The sequence below is a fragment of the Methylophaga sp. OBS1 genome (genome assembly GCF_026319365.1).
On record NZ_JAPDMS010000003.1, the window covers coordinates 323,709 to 343,329 of the forward strand.

The following is a 19,621-nucleotide window of genomic DNA, read 5'->3' on the forward strand; positions in this document are numbered from 1 at the left end:
CAGATAAACGGGCTACGGCCGTCGATCATTGAGCACGGTGATGCAGCAAAAAGCAGTGGGAATGAACACTGCCCACTGCTTGCTCAAACTACGACTCACACCTTGAACAGCGACAGCCTGTCTTGTAATCCGTTCGCGGCTTCATCCAGGTCATTACCCACACGACTCAACTGTTGGGCCCCTTCTGTCGTTTTCTGAACCAGGTGAGATATCTGGGAGAGATTCTTACTCACTTCTTCACAGACGGCGCTTTGTTGTTCCGTGGCTGAGGCGGTTTGAAGTGACATTTCTGTCACCTCTTCAATCGCTTTACTGATTTCTATCAGTGCCTTTTCTGCTTCCTGTGCCAGTTTTACCGTTTCAGCCACTTGTTGGCCACTCGCCTGCATCGCGGTGGTCACTTCAAGATTGCCTTTATGAAGGGTGCTCAACTTGTTATGGATATCTACTGTGGCCTCCTGTGTTCGGCTTGCTAGTGCTCTGACTTCATCTGCTACAACGGCAAAACCACGCCCTTTTTCTCCTGCTCGCGCCGCTTCAATGGCAGCATTGAGAGCCAGCAGGTTGGTCTGCTCTGCAATCCCCTGGATCACCGTTAATATTTCAGCGATACCATCACTGTTTTTCTCCAGTTCCAACATCGCAGATTCAGACTGTTTTACTGATTCACTGACATGATTGATTGAGCTTGCCGTCTGCTTGACAAGACTAGTGCCGCACTCAGTGGCATCATTCGCCTGCTGAACAAATTGCGACGTTCTTTCGGCATTACCGGCAATTTGCTGCGCTGAGGCTGCCATCTCGGTAACAGCCGAGACCATCTCCTCTATCAGTTTCTGCTGCTCGAGCATCTGGGCATTAGTCTCTTCACTGATTTTGCGTCCTTCTGCAGACAAAGCGCTGACATGACTGCCGACAGGTAGAAGTTGTTGAACCAGTGAACGTAACTTTTCAATGAAGGTGTTCAGTAAGCCAGATAACTTACCGGTTTCATCACGCCTCGATACCGTTAACTGACGGGTTAAATCGCCTTCCCCCTCAGCGATTGAAGCGACAAGGTCGGTCATTGCTGAAAGCGGACGTGTACTATTTCTGGCAACAAACCAGACAACCACAACGCCTAAAGCCGCCAACAGCAATCCAAGTATCGTTGTTGTGGTTACAAAATTCACTTGTGCGGTCTTCAGAAACTGCTCTTGCTCTGACACGGTGGCCAGAACCACCTGCTCCGGGACCTCAATGTATGTCACCCAGTGCTGTTCACTGCCGGGGAGCGTAAACGGCGCCAGGACGATGAACTGTCCTTCAGCATTAATGATCTGGCGCTGTCCGTTAATCGATGTCTTTTTAATGCTTTCCTGGAGTTGTTGATTCAATACCAACAGGTTCTGACCGATTAAATCCGGTTGATGGCTGTGACCGGCGATCACGCCTCTGGGACTGACCAGCAATGTTTTCCCCTGCCCTTGGTATAGACCTTCTGCCACCGATTTGATTTTTGACTGAATAAAGCCAGCAGTGATATCCACGCCACTGATACCAACAAATCGTCCATGACGAGTCACCGGGGCCACCAGGCTGCTGAGCAGAACTTCTTCACCATCAATAGGGTATAGGTAGGGGTCAATGACACAACTATTCAACGTGTCTTTGGAGCAAAGATAATATTCGCCAGCCCGTATCCCGTTTTTATCCATCGTACTGTTCTCAAGACCAGCCAGCGGTTCTACAACAAAACCACCCTCTGTCCTCACGATGTAGGGTAAAAAACGGCCTGTGGCATCACTGCCTTTTGACTGCATGGCAAGATAATCACTGCCATCGAAGGCATTGGGTTCGAATGCGACATAGGTGCCGAGAAAATCAGGATTATCGGACAGCGTTTGCTGGAGAATATTGAGTGCCAGTTTGCGTTTATCTGAGTCGTTTGGCATCTGGATAAGGGCAGACATCGCTGATGCCGTCGCTTGCGCAGTCTGCAGCGCACGCTCAAGCGGAATCGACAACTGTGCCGATGTGTCATGAGCAATGACCGAGAGATAATCCTCTACCTGATCGCGAGTTAGATCGTAGCTGTGGCTGGACAGAGACTGTTTAATATTGCCGAACTGCCAAACACCGATGAGCGCGGTAACCAGCACGACACTCAGCAGACTTAAACCTGCCCAGAGGCTGAAACGTTGTTGAATGGATAAGTGCATCCTGTTCTCCCAAGGGATAAATCTCACTCACCGATTCCGGCCATGGTGACCGGTCCGGTGAAGACCAGATGCCCAATAAAATTCAAGTCAGTTTCCCCAAAAAACTGAATTTGGATTCTATTTGGCTATACCCCTTGTCCACAGGTGGATGCGAGAAATAATCGGTGTTCGATTATGAGCATGTCCATGTGGATGCCGCGAAACTCGCGACAAGTGCAAATCTGCCACAATTTTTACTGGATGGCAATCAGCATAAAATCAACGACAAACATGATGACTGCGAAGTCTGCGGGATTAATAAAGCCGCATACCGACTTTTTTGATGATGTCGCCCTCGACTTCCTTTACTACCCAGTGAATACCGTGCCAGTGAACATCATCCCCGACAACCGGGTGCCCGCCGACGCGACGGGCAATAAATTCACCCAGCGTGAGATGTTGCTGACGTCCGCTCACCGTCAGCCCATAAGCTTTGGCCACTTCCGTCAATGGTGCATCCCCATTGAGAACAAAAGCCCCAAAAAAGGCTTGTTGTGCTTTCGCGAGTTTGGTTTCTCCACTGAAGATTTGATTAAGTTGCTCCAGGTCTTCTTCACGGCTGATGACACACAATACGTCACCCATCTTAAGCCGGGTATTCCCTTTCGGATGTAACATCACTCTGCCGCGGAACAGGCCCGAGATTAGGGCACCAGAAGGGAATTGCAGCAATTGAATCGGTTGATCATCCAGGCTGGGATTTTCGACGGTATAAACGAAAATTTCATAATCCTGTTCAGGCAGAATACCCAGCGCCCCGCGCTGTTTCGGCGCCACCCCTTTGGGCACCTGAATCTGCATCCACCGCGCCATCAACGGCAATGTGCCACCCTGTATCAATAACGACAACAAGACCACGGCAAAAGCCACGTTGAAATAAAGGCCGGCATTATCGATGCCACCAATCACCGGGAAAATCGCCAGCACGATAGGTACCGCACCGCGCAGCCCCACCCAGGAGATAAAACCCAGCTCTCGCTTACGGAATTTGAAAAATGGCGTAATCGTCAGTAAAACAGCCAGCGGTCTGGCGACAAAGATCAACGCCAGTGCAATTAACAGAGATGGCAACGCAAACTGAATCATTTCGGAGGGCGTGACCAGCAGTCCCAGCACCAGGAAGAGGCCAATCTGACTCAGCCAGGCAAGTCCATCATGGACAGGCAGAATATGCTGGAGATGACGACCGGGCTGATTACCAATCAGCAACCCACAGAGGTAAATAGCCAGGAAGCCGCTGCCACCAATGACGCTAGCCAGACCAAAAGTTGAGAAGCCCATTGCCAGCGCCAGCAGTGAATATAAAGCCGGTGCCAGTTCCACCCGTTTCAGCATCCGGCTGGTCAACCAGCCACCGGCCAGCCCCACTGCGATACCGAGACCAAATTGTTGAAGGAAAAACAACACCGAATCCAGCGGCGTCTGGAAGTCTCCCACCAGCATTTCGATGAGCAGCAGAGTCAGAAAAATCGCCATCGGGTCATTGGTACCGGATTCGATTTCCAGCGTCGCCGCGACCCGCTCATTGATATTGATGCCCTGCCCACGCAGCATCGAAAATACAGCGGCGGCATCGGTGGAACCGACAATGGCCCCGATCAAGAGCCCTTCCAGCAGCGATAGTTCAAACACCCAGGTTGCTATCAGCCCGACGATGCCGCTGGTGACAAACACGCCCAGCGTCGACATGGTCAATGCCGGTTTGAATCCCACCCGGAAAGTTTTGAGGCGGGTTCTGAGGCCACCGTCCAGCAGGATCATCGCCAGTGCCAGGTGACCGATGAGAAACGCCTGCGAATAATCATCGAACCGGATGCCAAGTACACCATCCTCACCGGCCAGCATGCCCAGCGCCAGGAAGATAATCAGCAGGGGGAGTCCGAATAATGAGGAAAGACGACTGGCAAGAATACTGAGTGCGATCAGCATGCCGCTAAGGAGAAAAAGACTGTTGATGGAATCCATAATTCACATATCTGAAAGTTAAATTCAGATTAGCACAGGCACCGGGTTTTCGGCGATTAAGCCAAATGATAACGGTGAGGCTCAGGCGAAGGTTAGGCAATTTCGGCGAGATTTTAGCGCTGTGAGATCGCGATGACATACGGCCTGCCACCGGTGAGACGCGTTTAATTAATCAGCTGGTTTCCTTCTGAGTACATCCGTATTCCTGGACCAGATAAAGCGCTGCGCCAATTTGTTTGTATAGCGACTCAGGCGTGTCACGACTTTGAAACCGGCTTATACCAAAACGCGTCCTGACATAGCAGACTTAACTGGGAGCATAGTCTGCAATCTTTTTCCGTCGTTACCCTGCACGCTACCCAGCCAAGATTTCTGCAGACTGAATATGCTGAGTAAAAAGCCTGGAAAGCTTGATTAACAAGCAGTCCCCAGCTCCAAAATCTTCGGCACCGATTTTTCCCTTTTCTGACACCGCGCTTAAGGATAACAAGTCATCACGGGGTTTCTCAGCATGGGCGCGATCTAATTCTGTTTTTTCAAACTGACACTGCCTGTTTCCTCAAGCGTAATAAAGGGGATGAATTTACCGACATCAAAACGGGCCTTGAAAGCGTATCTCAGACTGTCTTTCTGTTCTGACAGTAGTTGATTAATCAAACGGGCACCACCCAGCAGATCCGGCGTCGCCTTGAGGGTGAATGTCGCTGTGCCGTAGCCTGGCACCTTGGGCAGATCCGGCTCAGCTCCGGTTAATATTCGTTGGTCTTCAATGTCCACTGAATAACTCATCCCCCTCAATGGCAAGGCGCTACGGTTGGGATTCACCACCTGGAGACCGATAAGAAAAGTCGGTGTGATACCGGTAGACTCCGGTGCCAACGCAAAGGAAGTGATATTGATCTGCGGTTTTTCATAGCTGGGTGACCAACTGGCGCAAGCGCTCAGTAACAGCAATATCGTGAGAAAAGCGATAGATTTCAGTCTGGACATATTCAATCCCTGCAATAATGAATACTGACTCAATGTCATCATTAGCCATGATGACTGCCTGAGTACAGATTTGTCTCACAATTCTCAGATAGATGACAAAAAAAAGCGTCGCACCCCGAGGGAGTGCGACGCTGATTGAAGCTTAGAAGCTAATCAACAAGCGGGTTACTCTACGCCGCGCTTGTCGAGCATTTCTTCACCTTCACCCATATCATGTGCGGGGTGCTCGGTGCCTTTAGACTCTTTAGCTTCCTCCAGATTTTCTTTGTATTTTTCGCTAACATCTTTATCTTTATTGTAGTTTTTGGATGTCACTTCTTCACCCATTTCGTGGGCGGGATGCTCTTCGCCTTTGTGGCTATCTTTGTCGTGATGTTCAGCCATTGCTGGTGTCATGGCAAAAAGCAGTGTAACTAAAAATGTAAGCAAACCTTGCTTAAACATATGTCCTCCTTTGTTTGATTACTCAAACATTGAGTAAGAAACTGATCAAAAAAACATTTTTAACCAGTTGCGGTTACACCATAACCAATATCCGCCAGCGGATCAAATCAGAAAAAATAAAACATAATCCATATAAATCATTAACTTATATAAATATTTAGGCTAAATTCAGCAATATCCCTAGGCCGGTCACGAGGATCTTCCTGCAGGAGAGCTGAGCCTTACTGAATCGCCTGTTTCAGCTTTGTTTGATGCAGTTGCTCATCCGCCACCGCACGGTTAACCCCATTGATCAGCGCTTTGAGGGCAGCGGTCGTGATGTTTTTATCCTGGCCGACCCCAAAAAGGGTTGCTCTGTCACCGACTTTGACTTCGACATAACTCACCGCGGCCGCATCAGAACCAGCGCTCATGCCGTGTTCATGATAATCCGCTACCGTCACTGTCTCCCCCAGGTGCTCGCTGATAGCTTTCGCAGCAGCGTCCAATGGGCCATTACCACGCCCGGCCAGTTCAATTCGATTTGCACCATGGCTTAAAACCATTTTGGTCACAACATCGCTGGTCTGCTCATCAATCACATGACTGCTCATGTAGCGGTAAGGTGACTCAACCTCTAAGTAGGATGCTTGAAACAGATTGACGATACTGGCGGTATCCACTTCTTTACTGGTTTCATCACTGACCTTTTGCACGATACGACTGAACTCAATTTGCAGACGACGTGGTAATTCAAAGCCGGCCGCGTTCTGCAAGAGGAAGCTGACCCCACCTTTGCCGGACTGACTGTTGACTCGGACCACGGCGTCGTAACTTCGGTTTAAGTCAGCCGGATCAATCGGCAAATAGGGCACCTGCCAGTAATTACCCTCTGTCTGCACCGCAAAGCCTTTTTTGATCGCATCCTGATGCGAACCGGAGAACGCAGTGAAGACGAGTTCACCGGCATAAGGATGACGCGGATGCACCGGTAACTGCGTGGTTTCTTCGTACATCTGACGGATCTGATCAATCTGGCTGAAATCCAGGCCTGGCTCAATCCCCTGCGAATACAGATTCAATGCCAGCGTGACCAGATCCACATTGCCGGTGCGTTCGCCGTTACCGAACAGACAGCCCTCCACCCGGTCAGCCCCCGCCATGACGGCCAGTTCCGCGGCCGCAACGGCCGTACCCCGGTCATTGTGAGGATGGACGCTGAGAATGATACTGTCACGATTGTTCAAATTGCGGTGCATCCATTCAATCTGATCGGCATAGGTATTGGGCGTCGACATTTCAACTGTGGCTGGCAGATTAAGGATAATTTTGTTATCAGGCGTCGGCTGCCAGATAGCCGTCACCGCATCACACACTTCTTTGGCAAATTCGATTTCGGTGCTGGAAAACACCTCCGGTGAGTACTGATAGACCCACTCGGTCTCCGGCTGTTTGCTGGTCATCTCTTTAACCCAACGGGTGCCCTGCTCGGCAATCGCTTTGACGCCGGCTTTATCGGTACGATAGACAACCTCACGGAACGTCGGTGAAATCGGATTATACATATGCAGAATCGCCCGTTTTGCACCTTTCAGCGATTCAACGGTACGGGCAATTAAATCTTCGCGCGCCTGGGTCAACACTTCGATAGTGACATCATCCGGGATCCGATTTTCTTCGATCAGGCGACGGACCACATTAAAGTCGGTTTCAGAGGCAGAGGGAAAGCCGACCTCGATTTCCTTGAAGCCGATACGTACCAGTTCATCGAAATAACGCAGCTTGGTCTCCACTGACATCGGGTCTATCAGAGCCTGATTACCATCACGCAGATCGGTGCTCATCCAGATTGGCGGCTGTTCCAGCACCGCATTGGGCCACTGGCGATCGGTTAATTTGATGGGCTCAAAGCGGCGGTACTTCTGAGCTGGGTTGGTAATCATCTCTGACTCCTGAAAGCATTAAATTCGGTTAGCTGAAAAACCTTCGCGTTCGTCTGACCTTGCCAGTCGGGTTAACTGGAAGCTTTTGCGAGCCTCGACCATCACTTGTGATGATGTGGGAGCACCCGTGCCAGCGAGAGCTTATGACTCATTCGCTACCGGTTTCAGCTATGGATAATAGTATAGAGAGATTGCAGTAGAATTAAATTGCCAATATTGCATTAAAATCAAAATTTATAGCATTTTATTGCTACAAACATCATTTAAATGGAATAATATTTCTCACTACACTTTATTGGGGATATAAGATGTCAGAAAAACTGGATCGCTACGATCAGATGATCCTCGACATCCTGCAAAAAAACGGGCGAATTACCAACCAGGAACTGGCAGAAGCCATCAAACTATCGCCTTCGCCCTGCCTGCGCCGTGTACGACAGATGGAAGAGGACGGCCTGATAGATGGTTATGTTGCCTTACTGAATGCCAAAAAACTGGGACTCAGTCTGATGGCCTTTATCGGCATCAGCATGGACCGACATACGCCGGAACGCTTCGAGAAGCTGGAATCAACTTTGGCTGGCTACTCCGAGGTACTGGAGTGTCATTTGATTACCGGCCAGGATGCCGACTACCTGCTGAAAGTCATCGTGCGGGATATGGACGCCTACCAGCATTTTCTGCTCAACAAGCTGACCCGCATCGAGGGTGTGACCGGCGTGCATACCTCTTTTGTCATGAAATCGCCGATTAACGCCACTGCGTTACCGGTGAATTAAATATCACGATGCGGTTTGAGACTGTTTTTGTCTGAGCTGCTGCCAGAGCCCAGCCACAAATAAAAACAGTGCAATCCAGACCAAGATAAAGGTCACCATCCGCTCTTGCGGGAAATGCTCGTTGAGCACAAACACGCCAATCAGAAACTGGATGGTCGGGTTGATATACATAATGAAGCCGACTATTGAGAGATTAATGCGGCTGGTTGCCATCGCAAACAACACCAGCGGCAGCGCGGTTAGAAAGCCTGACACTATCAGCAGAGTGGTGGTCGTATTATCCAGGCCAAAGCCCATCTGGCTGTCTGCAGACAGTAGCTGCCAGCCAACAAAGCCCAGAGCCAGTGGCAGCAACCACAAAGTCTCGATAGTCAGACCATTAAGGCCGTCAATCGGATGCACTTTCCTGACCAGACCATAAAAAGCAAAAGCAAAGGCCAGCACCACGCCAACCCAGGGCAAGGCGCCAAAACTCCAGAGTTCCCATAGCACCGCTACCGCTGCTAAAACCCCGGCCCAGGCCTGCAGGGGATGTAAAGCTTCTTTCAGAATCAACCGCCCCATCAGCAGACTGACCACCGGCATGATGAAATAACCCAGACTCGCTTCCAGCACCCGGTGTTGACCCACCGCCCAGATATAGACCAGCCAGTTAACGGCTATCAGCAGTGAAGACACACCGAGCCAGATCAGCGTCTTTTTATCCTGCAGCGCCTTCACCAGTAATCGGCCGCGTTGCAGCATTAATCCCAGGCTGAAGGTCGCCACCAGCGACCAGATAATCCGGTGCGACAACACCTCTACCGGTGATACATGGTTCAGGTAGCTGAAAAAGAGCGGGAAAATACCCCAGATGGAATAGGCCAGAACGGCCAGAACAAGACCCTGCATATGATGCTCAGTAATTTAAAGGCGTATGTTATCAATTTTCCGAGCTGTAATCGCGCGCGTAACCATCCCACAGCCAGTCTCTGAGCCGGATTTTCTCGCCATGAAAATCGATACCTTCCTGTTGCAGCCTGAGCTTCTGAAGTCGATAACTATCACTGTCAGGTGGCAGGGCAATTTCACCTTTCGCATTGATAACCCGATGCCAGGGTAATTGGGTATCTGCGGGCAAGTTCCTGAGAATATGCCCTACAGCGCGGGCATGGCCGGGGTAGCCGCAAAGACTGGCTATCTGCCCATAGGTCGCGACTTGACCTAACGGAATAGTGGCGATGGTCTGCCACACCATTTCTCTAAGCTGCTGATCCATTTTTACTCATTTTGCTTCCTCAGGACATATCGCGATCAGACGAAACTGGCCAGAAGTAAGTGCAGCGCCAAAGCCACAAACACCACTGCCGCGAGTTTATTTAACCTACGCTGTATTGCCGGTGAACGACGGAACAGGGTTTCCAGACTGCCAGCCATGACTGCCATAGCGCCAAATACAAGAAGAGTAGCGAGGATAAACAAACTACCGAGCAAGACTATCTCTTGCGTCACAGAACGAGACTCAGCCGGCAGAAACTGGGGCAGAAAAGCCAGGAAAAACAGTGATACCTTCGGGTTGGTGATATTCATGATAATCCCACGGCGATAAGACCAGAGAAAGCGGTATCTGTGTGCCTGGAACTGATCCAGTGCCAGCGTTTCAGCAGTGAGCGCCTGCCAGGCAAGATAAAGCAGATACATCGCACCGACTGTTTTGAGCACAGTCAAAGCCCAGACTGAACTCTGCAAAATCGCGGCAATACCCAATGCCACGATAGCGGTGTGAACCAGCAGGCCCGTGCATAGTCCGAGTACGACCGCCACCCCGGCCTGTTTCCCGTGGGTCAGGGAGTGCGTCATTACAAACAGGTTATCCGGTCCGGGCGATAAAGCCAGCAGCACCGAGGTGATAAAAAACCCCATCAAGGTCTCAAAGCCCATCTTTCCCCCTGTGACATTCTGGCGACATGTTCAAAACGTTGAATATGCTGCATGATAATCGCTGATTCTCTCACTTTATAAGCGAATGACATACACACTAAGCATTTCTGTTGGTCAACATAGTTCAGCTGGTATTAAAGCCATTAACCAGGATCGCTGTGGTGTCTTTGTACCAGGGGGCGATGAGACCATCACCCGTGGCATTGTGGCTGCCGTGGCGGACGGCATCAGCAGCAGTGAGGTCAGTCAGGAAGCCAGCAGTACGGTTATCGCGAGTCTGCTTGAAGACTATTACGCCACGCCGGAATCCTGGACCGTGCAAACCGCCGGTGAACGCGTGCTACAGTCGATCAATGCCTGGCTTTATGGGCGTAGTCGCAACAGTGAATACCGTTACGATAGCGATAAAGGTTACATCTGTACCCTGAGCGCAATCATCATTAAAGGTCATACCGCGCATCTGTTTCATGTCGGCGATAGCCGTATTTATCATTTAAACAATGCCCATTGCCGACAGCTCACCACCGATCATATCCAGAATGATGCCGAAACCGGCCCTATGCTGTCACGGGCAATGGGGTTGGACCCTCACCTGGTTTTTGATTACCAGAGCGTCGCCGCCAACGCGGGTGATATTTTTATGCTGGCAACAGATGGTGTGTATGACTTTATCAGCGAGCGTCAAATCCGCGAGGCTGTCCACCACTACAAAGACGACTTGCAACAGGCCGCCGAAAGCCTGGTCGAACTGGCGCTGAAAGCCGGTAGTGAGGACAACCTGACGATTCAGCTTATTCGAATCGATAGCGTCATCACAGCAGATGATCAGGGGCTTTTGAATGAGGCGACCACGTTGCCGCCACCGCCTACATTGGCACCGGGAATGTTATTTGAGGGCTATGAGATTCTGCGTGAGCTTTATGTCAGCAGCCGCAGCCATGTATTCCTGGCAAAACATAAAGACACTGGCAAACTGGTGGCATTGAAGACACTCTCAACCGATCTGGAAGAAGATCCCGATGCCATAGAGCGCTTCCTGATGGAAGACTGGATCGCAAAACGGCTGGATAATGTGCATTGCCTCAAGGCCTTTGACAGTCGGCGTGGGCGGCAGTCGCTATATACCGTCACCGAATATATTGAAGGCCAGACCCTGAAACAATGGCAGGAAGATCATCCCGCGCCCGCGCTGGATGAGGTAAGACGAATAGTCGAGCAAATCGGCAAGGGGCTACAGGCCATGCATCGTAAAGAGATGATTCATCAGGATATCCGGCCCGATAACATTCTGATTGATCAAAGCGGCACGGTAAAAATTATTGATTTTGGTTCAACACGCATTGCAGGACTGGCCGAACTCGGCGCCGAAAGCGAACTGATTCTGGGTACCGCCCAGTTCACAGCCCCCGAGTACTTTCTGGGCCAGGCCGGCACAGCACAGTCCGATATTTTTTCTCTGGGCGTGTTGACCTATCACCTGCTTTCCGGCGAATTGCCCTATGGTACGCGGGTGTCACGCGCCTTTAATGAAGCAGCGCAGAGAAAACTCAACTACCGTTCGCTGCTGCAATCGGATCGCAGTGTGCCTTTCTGGGTCGATGACACCCTACGAAAAGCGGTGCAGATTCAACCGCATAAACGTTACCAGGAAGTCGCCGAATTTATTTATGACCTGAACCACCCCAACAAAGCCTTTGTAAACAAAGCCCGTCCACCACTGATGGAGCGCAATCCGGTGTTATTCTGGCAATGCATCTCTTTAGGTTTATTGCTGACCCTGCTGTATCAGAACCTGCCTGTCTTTAGCTGACCATTTGCCTGTTGATTAATCAAATGGCTTTCATTGCAGTAAGTCAGCGCTGATTTGTGTCAGCTTAATATCAGACAAGCATGGAGCCAGATTATGTTGATGCCGTTTTTTTCGCCGATATCAGGCATAGGCCTGTTCTTCACCATCCTGCTCGCAGTCAGTCCAGTGCAGGCAATGCCCTCATCTCAACAACTTCCCGGCCTGCTGGAATTCAAGGAGTGGACGGTGCCATGGGAAGACTCGCGACCGCGTGACCCTTATGTCGCCCCTGACGGAACAGTCTGGTTTGTGGGTCAGGTCGGCAACTATGTTGCCCGCCTGCAACCGGATACCGGCAACATGAAAAAGTTTGATATTCCCGGCGCCGGACCTCACACCGTGGTAGTGAGTAATAAGGGCATTCCCTGGTACGCCGGCAACAAAGACAAGCATATCGGCAGAATGAACCCTGACAATGGAAAAGTCACACGGTTTCCGATGCCCGAAGGCATCAAGGATCCCCACACCATGGGCTGGACCTCAGACGGCAAGCTCTGGTTTACCGCACAATGGTCAAACTACATCGCTAAGCTCGATACCGTTACCGGGGATGTCGAAAAAATTGCTTTACCCAGAGAGAACATGCGCCCCTATGGCCTGGTGGTAGGGCCGGATGACCGGCCATGGATTGCTTTCATGGGTGAAAATGCCATTGGCACCGTCAATCCACGGACTATGACGCTGGAAGTGATAAAGACCGCCAGCAAAGATAGTCTGATTCGCCGTATCGGCATGACTTCGGATGGCCGGATCTGGTGGGGCGATAATGCGATGGGGCATCTCGGTGTCTATAACCCGAACACCCAGTCGATGCAGGAATGGTCGACGCCCGGGGGCGAATCAGCCGGCATTTATGCCCTGACTGTCGATGACAAGGACAGAGTCTGGTACGTGGAAACCGGCTTCCAGCCGAATCGTTTTGTCGGTTTTGATACGAAAACCGAATCTTTTATTTCGATTGATGCCGTGCCGTCAGGCGGTATAACGATTCGCCACATGGTGTTTGACAGTGCGTCCGGCGCCATCTGGTTTGCCACTGACGCCAACACTGTAGGCAGAGCCAAAGTACCGGACTAGCGCCGGCACCCGGGTGTCCTGGGTAAAAAGCTCAGAGAGACCTACTTTTTCTGGCAGCTGATCTGGAAACCATCAGCGACGCGCTGAAAATGAAAAGATTTGTCGCTGTTCATTTTGTCATAGCTCAAGTCGTCACCAGACAGGGCCAGATTGGTATAGGTGGTGATTTCCTGTGCCGGCTTTTTACCGTTCATATCCTCGATAGAACTGGCGGTTTCTATTAATTTACCGTCTTCGACCTGCCAGACACCGATTTCTTTCTGTACCCAGGAGAAGTTCTCACCCTCGCAGACCAGAAACAGCGCGGCATACCCCTGATCCTGCATCCGTCTGGTCAACCATTTCAGTGTCTCTCCCTCTTCCTGTTTTTCGCTGTACCAGGTACCAATCAACGCGTCATTGGCCGGCGCAGCCTGGGCGGGTAGAGACACTGAAATAACCCCCAGCATAGCGGGCAAAAAAATTCGGAACAGGTTCATGGTTTACCTCATTATTCGAGTTGAAATTTCATGCTGACGCGTCACCCTTCCGGATGCACACAGTGCAGCTCACCCTATGCTGATTTAAAGGGGCTCACAAGCGTTCATAGTCATAGTCAGGAAAGATTCCCAGCCTGCTGGATTTTCCGCAAATGTCGTGGTTTCGTCGCCAATAAAATCAGACCGTTGAAAATATTTGTATCGACCGAGATACGCCTCTGACTATTTACCTAACCGACCTGTCGCGGTCAGGTATTTCGGGTATGAAAATGGAGCGTGGCGGGTCCGGGAAAAGACCGGCTTAACAGAAAAAACTTTGGGGGAGTGATAGTTGGCTGCGCAGGGCTAATCAATCAGCGCAAACCAATGACTCAGATGCGGTGCTGACGATTAAAAACAGGAGGGACTTGTCATATTAACACTAAATACCGACTTGGGTAGCTGCAGCCGCTCAGACTGTTTACGCCACCAAAGCACTGAGGATAATTGCCCTTTGCAAGGCTGAGTTCTTTGATCATAATCAGGACAGGCCCCACCTAATCAACAAGAGGACTTCTTGCAGATGATTAAAAGACCCGCCGCCGGCAGACGCCTGTTCATTCTGGACACCAACGTGCTGATGCATGATCCGACTGCCATCTTCCGTTTTGACGAACACGATATCTACTTACCCATGGTGGTATTGGAAGAGCTGGATCGTGGCAAGAAAGGCTTATCCGAGGTCTCCCGCAACGTCAGGCAAGTCAGCCGGTTTCTGGATGAGTTGCTGCTTCAGGCGGAAGACAGTGACGCCATCACACAGGGTATTCCACTACCCAGCGTCGATAACGGGGATACCCATCACGCCAGCGGCCGCCTGTTCTTTCAGACTACCCAGATGCAACGGGAAATTCCCAAGGAACTACCCAGCCACCAGGGTGACAACGCCATCCTCAGTGTGGCAGTAGCTTTGCAGCAAACGGTCACTGACGCCACCGTGATTCTGGTTTCCAAAGATATTAACCTTCGGATCAAAGCCACGGTGCTGGGCATCTGCGCTGAGGATTATTACAACGATAAAGTGCTGGATGATGTGGATCTGCTCTACCGTGGTTCAGCCGAACTGCCTGCCGATTTCTGGGACGATCTAAACCGCCTGGAATCCTGGACTGCTGAGGGCCAGACATTCTACGAAGTGGAAGGTGATATTGTTAAAGACTGGCACCCGAACCAACTGATTTACTCGCCGGGTGAAACCAGCAATATTGAGGCAGTTGTGCGCTCGGTCAGCGAGAACAGTGCTGATATTCAGCTGGTTAACGATTATCGTAAGGACAACCACGCTGTCTGGGGGATTACCGCCCGCAATCGTGAGCAGAACTTTGCTTTGAATCTGCTGATGGACCCGGATATCGATTTTGTCACCCTGCTGGGCCAGGCTGGCACCGGTAAAACCCTGCTAACACTGGCCGCGGCATTAACTCAGACCATTGAGCATAAGCGTTACAGCGAAATCATTATGACCCGCGTTACAGTGCCGGTCGGGGAAGATATCGGCTTTTTGCCCGGCACCGAGGAAGAAAAAATGACGCCATGGATGGGTGCGTTGATGGATAACCTCGAGGTACTGAATAAAACAGAAGGCGGTGAATGGGGTCGTCAGGCCACCAATGATTTATTGCAACGCTGGATCAAAATCCGCTCGCTGAACTTTATGCGCGGCCGGACTTTCCTCAATCGCTTTATTATCATTGATGAGGCCCAGAACCTGACCTCTAAACAGATGAAAACGCTGATCACCCGTGCCGGTCCCGGCACTAAGATTGTCTGTCTGGGGAATATTGCTCAGATCGACACCCCCTATTTGAGTGAGACCACCTCGGGTCTGACCTATGTCGTCGATCATTTCAAGTATTGGCAGCACAGTGGTCATATCACTCTGATGCGCGGAGAACGCTCAAGACTGGCTGATTTCGCATCTGAGCACCTGTGACATTTTTAGAGCATTGCTTAAGCGACGCGACTGAGGGATACTGCCTGCTTTTCCCTCAGTCATTTTTGCTTTGAGGCTGGCAAAGCGTGCTGAAAATGATATAAAGGGACGTGTCTCAATAAATGGGTCACTCAACGGATAGTTAATGAAAAGCCGCTTCAGACGGGTTGAATTTGGATGAATATGATGCAATACGCTGGTTCAGACAGACGGGAGTTCTTTCGAATCAATGACACGGTCATTGTCGATTACAAAGTCATTGACCGGGACAATGTCTCAAATGTAGCGCATCATATCGCCCATGCCACCAGCGATGATGAAGGCAATGAAAAAGCACAGCTTCGGGCTATTCAAAACGCATTCAGTCATTTGATCGACCAGATCAATCATCACGATCGCGAAATAGCCAGAGCACTGCGAATGCTTGATGATAAAATCAATCTGATTTCCCAAAGTATTCAGCGTTACAACAATCCGGTTAACCCTAATGACCTCACCGAAGCTAATCTCAGTGGTGGTGGTATTGCCTTCATGGTTGCCGAGCCAGTTGAAATTCGTGGTCATGTGGAACTGCATCTTCAGTTACTGCCGACTGCGAACACCGTTCACGCGCTGGCCACTGTAATCTCCTGTGAAAAAATTCTATCGGCCCCCCCCGAGAAACCTTATCACCTGCGGATGGTGTTCACTCACATGGATGAACAGGATCGAAACCTGCTGGTCAAACATACCCTCAATCGTCAGGCAGAAATGTTACGCGGCGGTATCTCGAGTGAAGGGATGAGCCTGCGCGAATTCTAATCGCCGCGTTTCCATCAAGCTTGACGCTGAATATAGCTGTAATAAAGCAACGGGATCACCACCAGCGTTAAAGCCGTTGCAACCAGAATACCGAACAGTAACGCGACCGCCAGTCCGTTAAAGATCAGATCATCCAGAATAAATAAAGCCCCCAGCATGGCAGCCAACGCTGTCAGGGCGATGGGCTTGGCTCGCACTGATGCTGCCTGAATGACAGCCTTTTCTGCTGGCATCCCGGCAGCCATCGCTTCACGGATAAAGTCCACCAGCAAAATGGAATTACGCACAATAATCCCCGCCATCGCGATCATGCCAATCATTGATGTGGCGGTAAATTCTGCGCCCATCAGCGCATGCCCCGGCATCACCCCGATAATAGTCAGCGGAATCGGCACCATGATAATCAACGGCAGCAGATAGGAGCGGAACTGCGCCACAATCAGAATATAAATCAGCACAATGCCGACCGCATAGGCGAGCCCCATATCGCGGAAGGTCTCATAAGTTATCTGCCATTCGCCATCCCATTTGATGCTGTCCTTAACAGCCAGTGAAGGCGGTGAGAACAGGTACTGGTTAATGTGTTCGTCTTGCAGGCGCTGATAAATACTGAACATGCCATACAGCGGGCTATCTACCATCCCGGCCATATCGGCGGTGACAAAAACGACCGGCTGCAAGTCTTTATGATAAATCGTCTGCTGATGCGTGGTTTCAATCACCGTGACCACCTCGCCGAGGCTTATCATCTCACCCTGCTGGTTGCTGAGCCTGATAGTTAACAAAGCATCGAGATTACGTTTATCCGCAATGGGTAGCTGCAAGCGTAAAGGCACGGCATATTTCACCGCAGCATTGTGCAGATAGCCGATATCTTCGCCATCGAGCGCCAGCTTGATAGCCTGAACAATCTGCTGCTGGCTCAGGCCATAAAGCGCCGCTTTATTTCTGTCGATATCAATCACATTGCGTGGTGCCTTTGCCTCCACGCTGCTATCGATATCGACCACACCGTCTACGGCGGCAAAGTCCTGTTGAATCTTTTTGGCTGTCGCTAACTGCGCGCCATAATCCAGGCCATAAATTTCAGCCACAATCGGCGACTGCACCGGCGGCCCAGGTGGCACCTCTACCAATTTCAGATTGGCCTGCCACTGTGCTGCAATCTGCTGCAGGGGCTCGCGCAGACTCAGTGCAATATCATGACTGCTGCGCTCACGTAATGATTTATGCCGGAAATTTACCTGCACATCAGCCATATGCCAGTCATCACGCAGATAATACTGACGCACCAGCCCGTTGAAATTAATCGGTGAAGCACTGCCCACATAAGCCTGATAGTCGGTGACTTCCGGCACCTGCTGCAGATAAGCCGTCAGGTCTCTGACCGCCGCTGCGGTCGTTTCCAGCGGCGTGCCCTCAGGCATATCCACAACCAGTTGCAGCTCTGATTTATTATCAAAAGGCAGCATTTTCAGTACCACCAGTTTGGCCGCAACCAGTCCCACTGACAGCAGTATCAGGATAACCAGACCCAGCCACAATAAACCGCGATAGGCCCCTGCCCGGCGCGAGGTCACAAAAGGGGATAACAAACGATGGAAAAAACCGTTGCCGCCTTGCTGAGGCGACACCGGGTGATGGCGATGTCGGGCCAGCATCCTCAGCACCATCCAGGGCGTGATGATATAGGCCACCAGCAAAGACAAAATCATGCCGATACTGGCATTAATCGGAATCGGACTCATATACGGCCCCATCAGGCCGGACACAAAAGCCATCGGCAGCAAGGCAGCAATCACGGCAAAAGTCGCCAGAATCGTCGGTTGTCCGACTTCATCCACCGCCAGCGGGATCGCTTCACGCAAAGACTTTGCACCCAGCTGTAAATGACGATGAATATTTTCGACCACGACGATCGCATCATCGACCAGGATGCCAATCGAGAAAATCAGGGCAAACAGCGATACCCGGTTCAAGGTGAATCCCCAGGCCCAGGATGCAAACAGCATTAATAACAGCGTGATCACCACGGCGACACCGACAATAATCGCCTCCCGCCAGCCCAGCGCCAGTAACACCAGTGCCACTACAGCGATGGTGACGAAGATCAATTTATGAATCAGCGTTGCCGCCTTGTCATTCGCGGTTTCCCCATAGTTACGGGTGACGGTGATATTCACCGCATCGGGCACCATCACTCCACGTAGTGACTCGACCTGATCGAGGACCGCTGCGGCGATATCAGCAGCGTTATGGCCCGGTTGCTTGGCTATCGCCAGGGTCACGGCATCGAACTCACCCTGAGCGCTAAGGCCTTTATCTTCTGCAGCCTGCCCGCTACCAAACCAGACGTAGCGTTCAGCTTGTTCCGGACCATGACTTATCGTTGCAACATCACTGAGATACACCGGCTTGCCGTCATGTAAGCCGATGATCAGTTCCTGCAATGTCTGTGTCGACACAATCAACTCACCGGCCTGGATTGAAGTTGTCTGGTTGTGTTGCACCACACTACCGGCTTCAGCAGATTGATTGGCGGCGGTGATCGTCTCGGCAAGGTCAGACGGATCGATGTGATAGCTGGCTAACTTGACCGGATCCAGTGTGATACTGACGACACTGTCCGGACCGCCAATAGTGTAGATATCACGGGTTCCCTTAATACGCTTGAGCTCTGCCTCCAGCGCATGAGCGACCTGTTTAAGCTGGTAGGCATCCTGTTTGTCTTCCCGCCACAGGGTCAAAGTCAGGATGGGCACATCATCAATGCCCTTGGGTTTGATAATCGGTTGTGCCACGCCCAGTTCAGCCGGCAGCCAGTCACTGTTTGAGTAGATTTTATTGTAGAGGCGCACAATCGCTTCGGTGCGAGGTTCACCCACTTCAAACTGAGCGGTCAGCACTGCCATGCCGGGTTTAGAAACCGAGTAGACATGCTCCAGTCCCTCGATTTCACTGATGACCTGCTCGGCGGGGGTGGCGATCAGCTTTTCCACCTCGTTTGCGCTGGCACCGGGATAAGCGATAAAGACATTGGCAAAGGTCACATCAATCTGCGGCTCTTCCTCGCGCGGCGTCACCAGAATGGCAAACAAACCCAGCAAAACCGTCAGCAGAGCAATGAGCGGGGTCAGTGCATTATCCTGAAAAAAGGCAGCAATCCTTCCTGACAGCCCCATC

General features: G+C 51.0%; 15 protein-coding genes. 5 read left to right on the forward strand and 10 right to left on the reverse strand.

What is annotated here, in order from left to right; genetic code table 11:
• Window positions 1-95 precede the first annotated feature (95 nt).
• The 5 genes from OMQ46_RS10895 to leuA all read right to left on the reverse strand — a co-directional run bounded on the left by OMQ46_RS10895 (window position 96) and on the right by leuA (window position 7,561).
• Window positions 96-2,201, reverse strand: a complete 2,106-nt coding sequence (locus OMQ46_RS10895) for a methyl-accepting chemotaxis protein (protein WP_266236899.1) — start codon at window positions 2,199-2,201, stop codon at window positions 96-98.
• 294 nt (window positions 2,202-2,495) lie between these two features.
• Complete coding sequence (locus tag OMQ46_RS10900; protein ID WP_266236900.1) at window positions 2,496-4,205, reverse strand: potassium/proton antiporter; 1,710 nt, start codon at window positions 4,203-4,205, stop codon at window positions 2,496-2,498.
• A 522-nt stretch (window positions 4,206-4,727) separates the two neighbouring features.
• Window positions 4,728-5,195 (reverse strand): LEA type 2 family protein, encoded by a 468-nt coding sequence (locus OMQ46_RS10905; RefSeq protein ID WP_266236901.1) that lies wholly within the window; start codon window positions 5,193-5,195, stop codon window positions 4,728-4,730.
• A 165-nt stretch (window positions 5,196-5,360) separates the two neighbouring features.
• On the reverse strand, window positions 5,361-5,639 hold the full coding sequence (locus OMQ46_RS10910) for a hypothetical protein (RefSeq protein ID WP_266236902.1): 279 nt from the start codon (window positions 5,637-5,639) through the stop codon (window positions 5,361-5,363).
• Window positions 5,640-5,860: 221 nt separating this feature from the next.
• A complete protein-coding gene (gene leuA / locus OMQ46_RS10915; RefSeq protein ID WP_266236903.1) occupies window positions 5,861-7,561 on the reverse strand; it encodes a 2-isopropylmalate synthase in 1,701 nt (566 codons plus the stop codon).
• A 308-nt stretch (window positions 7,562-7,869) separates the two neighbouring features.
• Between leuA and OMQ46_RS10920 the strand changes: the two genes are divergently transcribed.
• A complete protein-coding gene (locus tag OMQ46_RS10920) occupies window positions 7,870-8,340 on the forward strand; it encodes an Lrp/AsnC family transcriptional regulator (protein ID WP_266236905.1) in 471 nt (156 codons plus the stop codon).
• Between the two features lie 3 nt (window positions 8,341-8,343).
• Here the strand turns inward: OMQ46_RS10920 and rarD are convergent, their stop codons facing one another.
• The 3 genes from rarD to OMQ46_RS10935 are packed head-to-tail and all read right to left on the reverse strand — an operon-like array spanning window position 8,344 to window position 10,260.
• Complete coding sequence (gene rarD / locus OMQ46_RS10925; RefSeq protein WP_266236906.1) at window positions 8,344-9,231, reverse strand: EamA family transporter RarD; 888 nt, start codon at window positions 9,229-9,231, stop codon at window positions 8,344-8,346.
• A gap of 31 nt (window positions 9,232-9,262) precedes the next feature.
• A complete protein-coding gene (locus OMQ46_RS10930; protein WP_266236907.1) occupies window positions 9,263-9,598 on the reverse strand; it encodes an MGMT family protein in 336 nt (111 codons plus the stop codon).
• A 35-nt stretch (window positions 9,599-9,633) separates the two neighbouring features.
• Complete coding sequence (locus OMQ46_RS10935) at window positions 9,634-10,260, reverse strand: LysE family translocator (RefSeq protein WP_266236908.1); 627 nt, start codon at window positions 10,258-10,260, stop codon at window positions 9,634-9,636.
• An 85-nt stretch (window positions 10,261-10,345) separates the two neighbouring features.
• Here OMQ46_RS10935 and OMQ46_RS10940 point away from each other — a divergent pair, with 85 nt between their 5' ends.
• Together OMQ46_RS10940 and OMQ46_RS10945 are read left to right on the forward strand one after the other, a co-directional pair.
• A complete protein-coding gene (locus OMQ46_RS10940; protein ID WP_266236909.1) occupies window positions 10,346-12,070 on the forward strand; it encodes a bifunctional protein-serine/threonine kinase/phosphatase in 1,725 nt (574 codons plus the stop codon).
• Window positions 12,071-12,163: 93 nt separating this feature from the next.
• Window positions 12,164-13,186: a lyase gene (locus OMQ46_RS10945; RefSeq protein ID WP_266236910.1), complete on the forward strand. Its 1,023-nt coding sequence runs from the start codon at window positions 12,164-12,166 to the stop codon at window positions 13,184-13,186.
• Window positions 13,187-13,227: 41 nt separating this feature from the next.
• On the opposite strand, the gene OMQ46_RS10950 is transcribed toward OMQ46_RS10945, so the two are convergent.
• Window positions 13,228-13,665, reverse strand: coding sequence for a hypothetical protein (locus OMQ46_RS10950; RefSeq protein WP_266236911.1), 438 nt, complete (start codon window positions 13,663-13,665; stop codon window positions 13,228-13,230).
• 562 nt (window positions 13,666-14,227) lie between these two features.
• Here OMQ46_RS10950 and OMQ46_RS10955 point away from each other — a divergent pair.
• The gene (locus OMQ46_RS10955; protein WP_266236912.1) at window positions 14,228-15,637 is read left to right on the forward strand and encodes a PhoH family protein; all 1,410 of its coding nucleotides are present in this window, start codon (window positions 14,228-14,230) and stop codon (window positions 15,635-15,637) included.
• Between the two features lie 183 nt (window positions 15,638-15,820).
• Window positions 15,821-16,438, forward strand: coding sequence for a PilZ domain-containing protein (locus tag OMQ46_RS10960; RefSeq protein WP_266236914.1), 618 nt, complete (start codon window positions 15,821-15,823; stop codon window positions 16,436-16,438).
• Between the two features lie 14 nt (window positions 16,439-16,452).
• On the opposite strand, the gene OMQ46_RS10965 is transcribed toward OMQ46_RS10960, so the two are convergent.
• Window positions 16,453-19,620: an efflux RND transporter permease subunit gene (locus tag OMQ46_RS10965; protein WP_266236915.1), complete on the reverse strand. Its 3,168-nt coding sequence runs from the start codon at window positions 19,618-19,620 to the stop codon at window positions 16,453-16,455.
• Window position 19,621 lies beyond the last annotated feature (1 nt).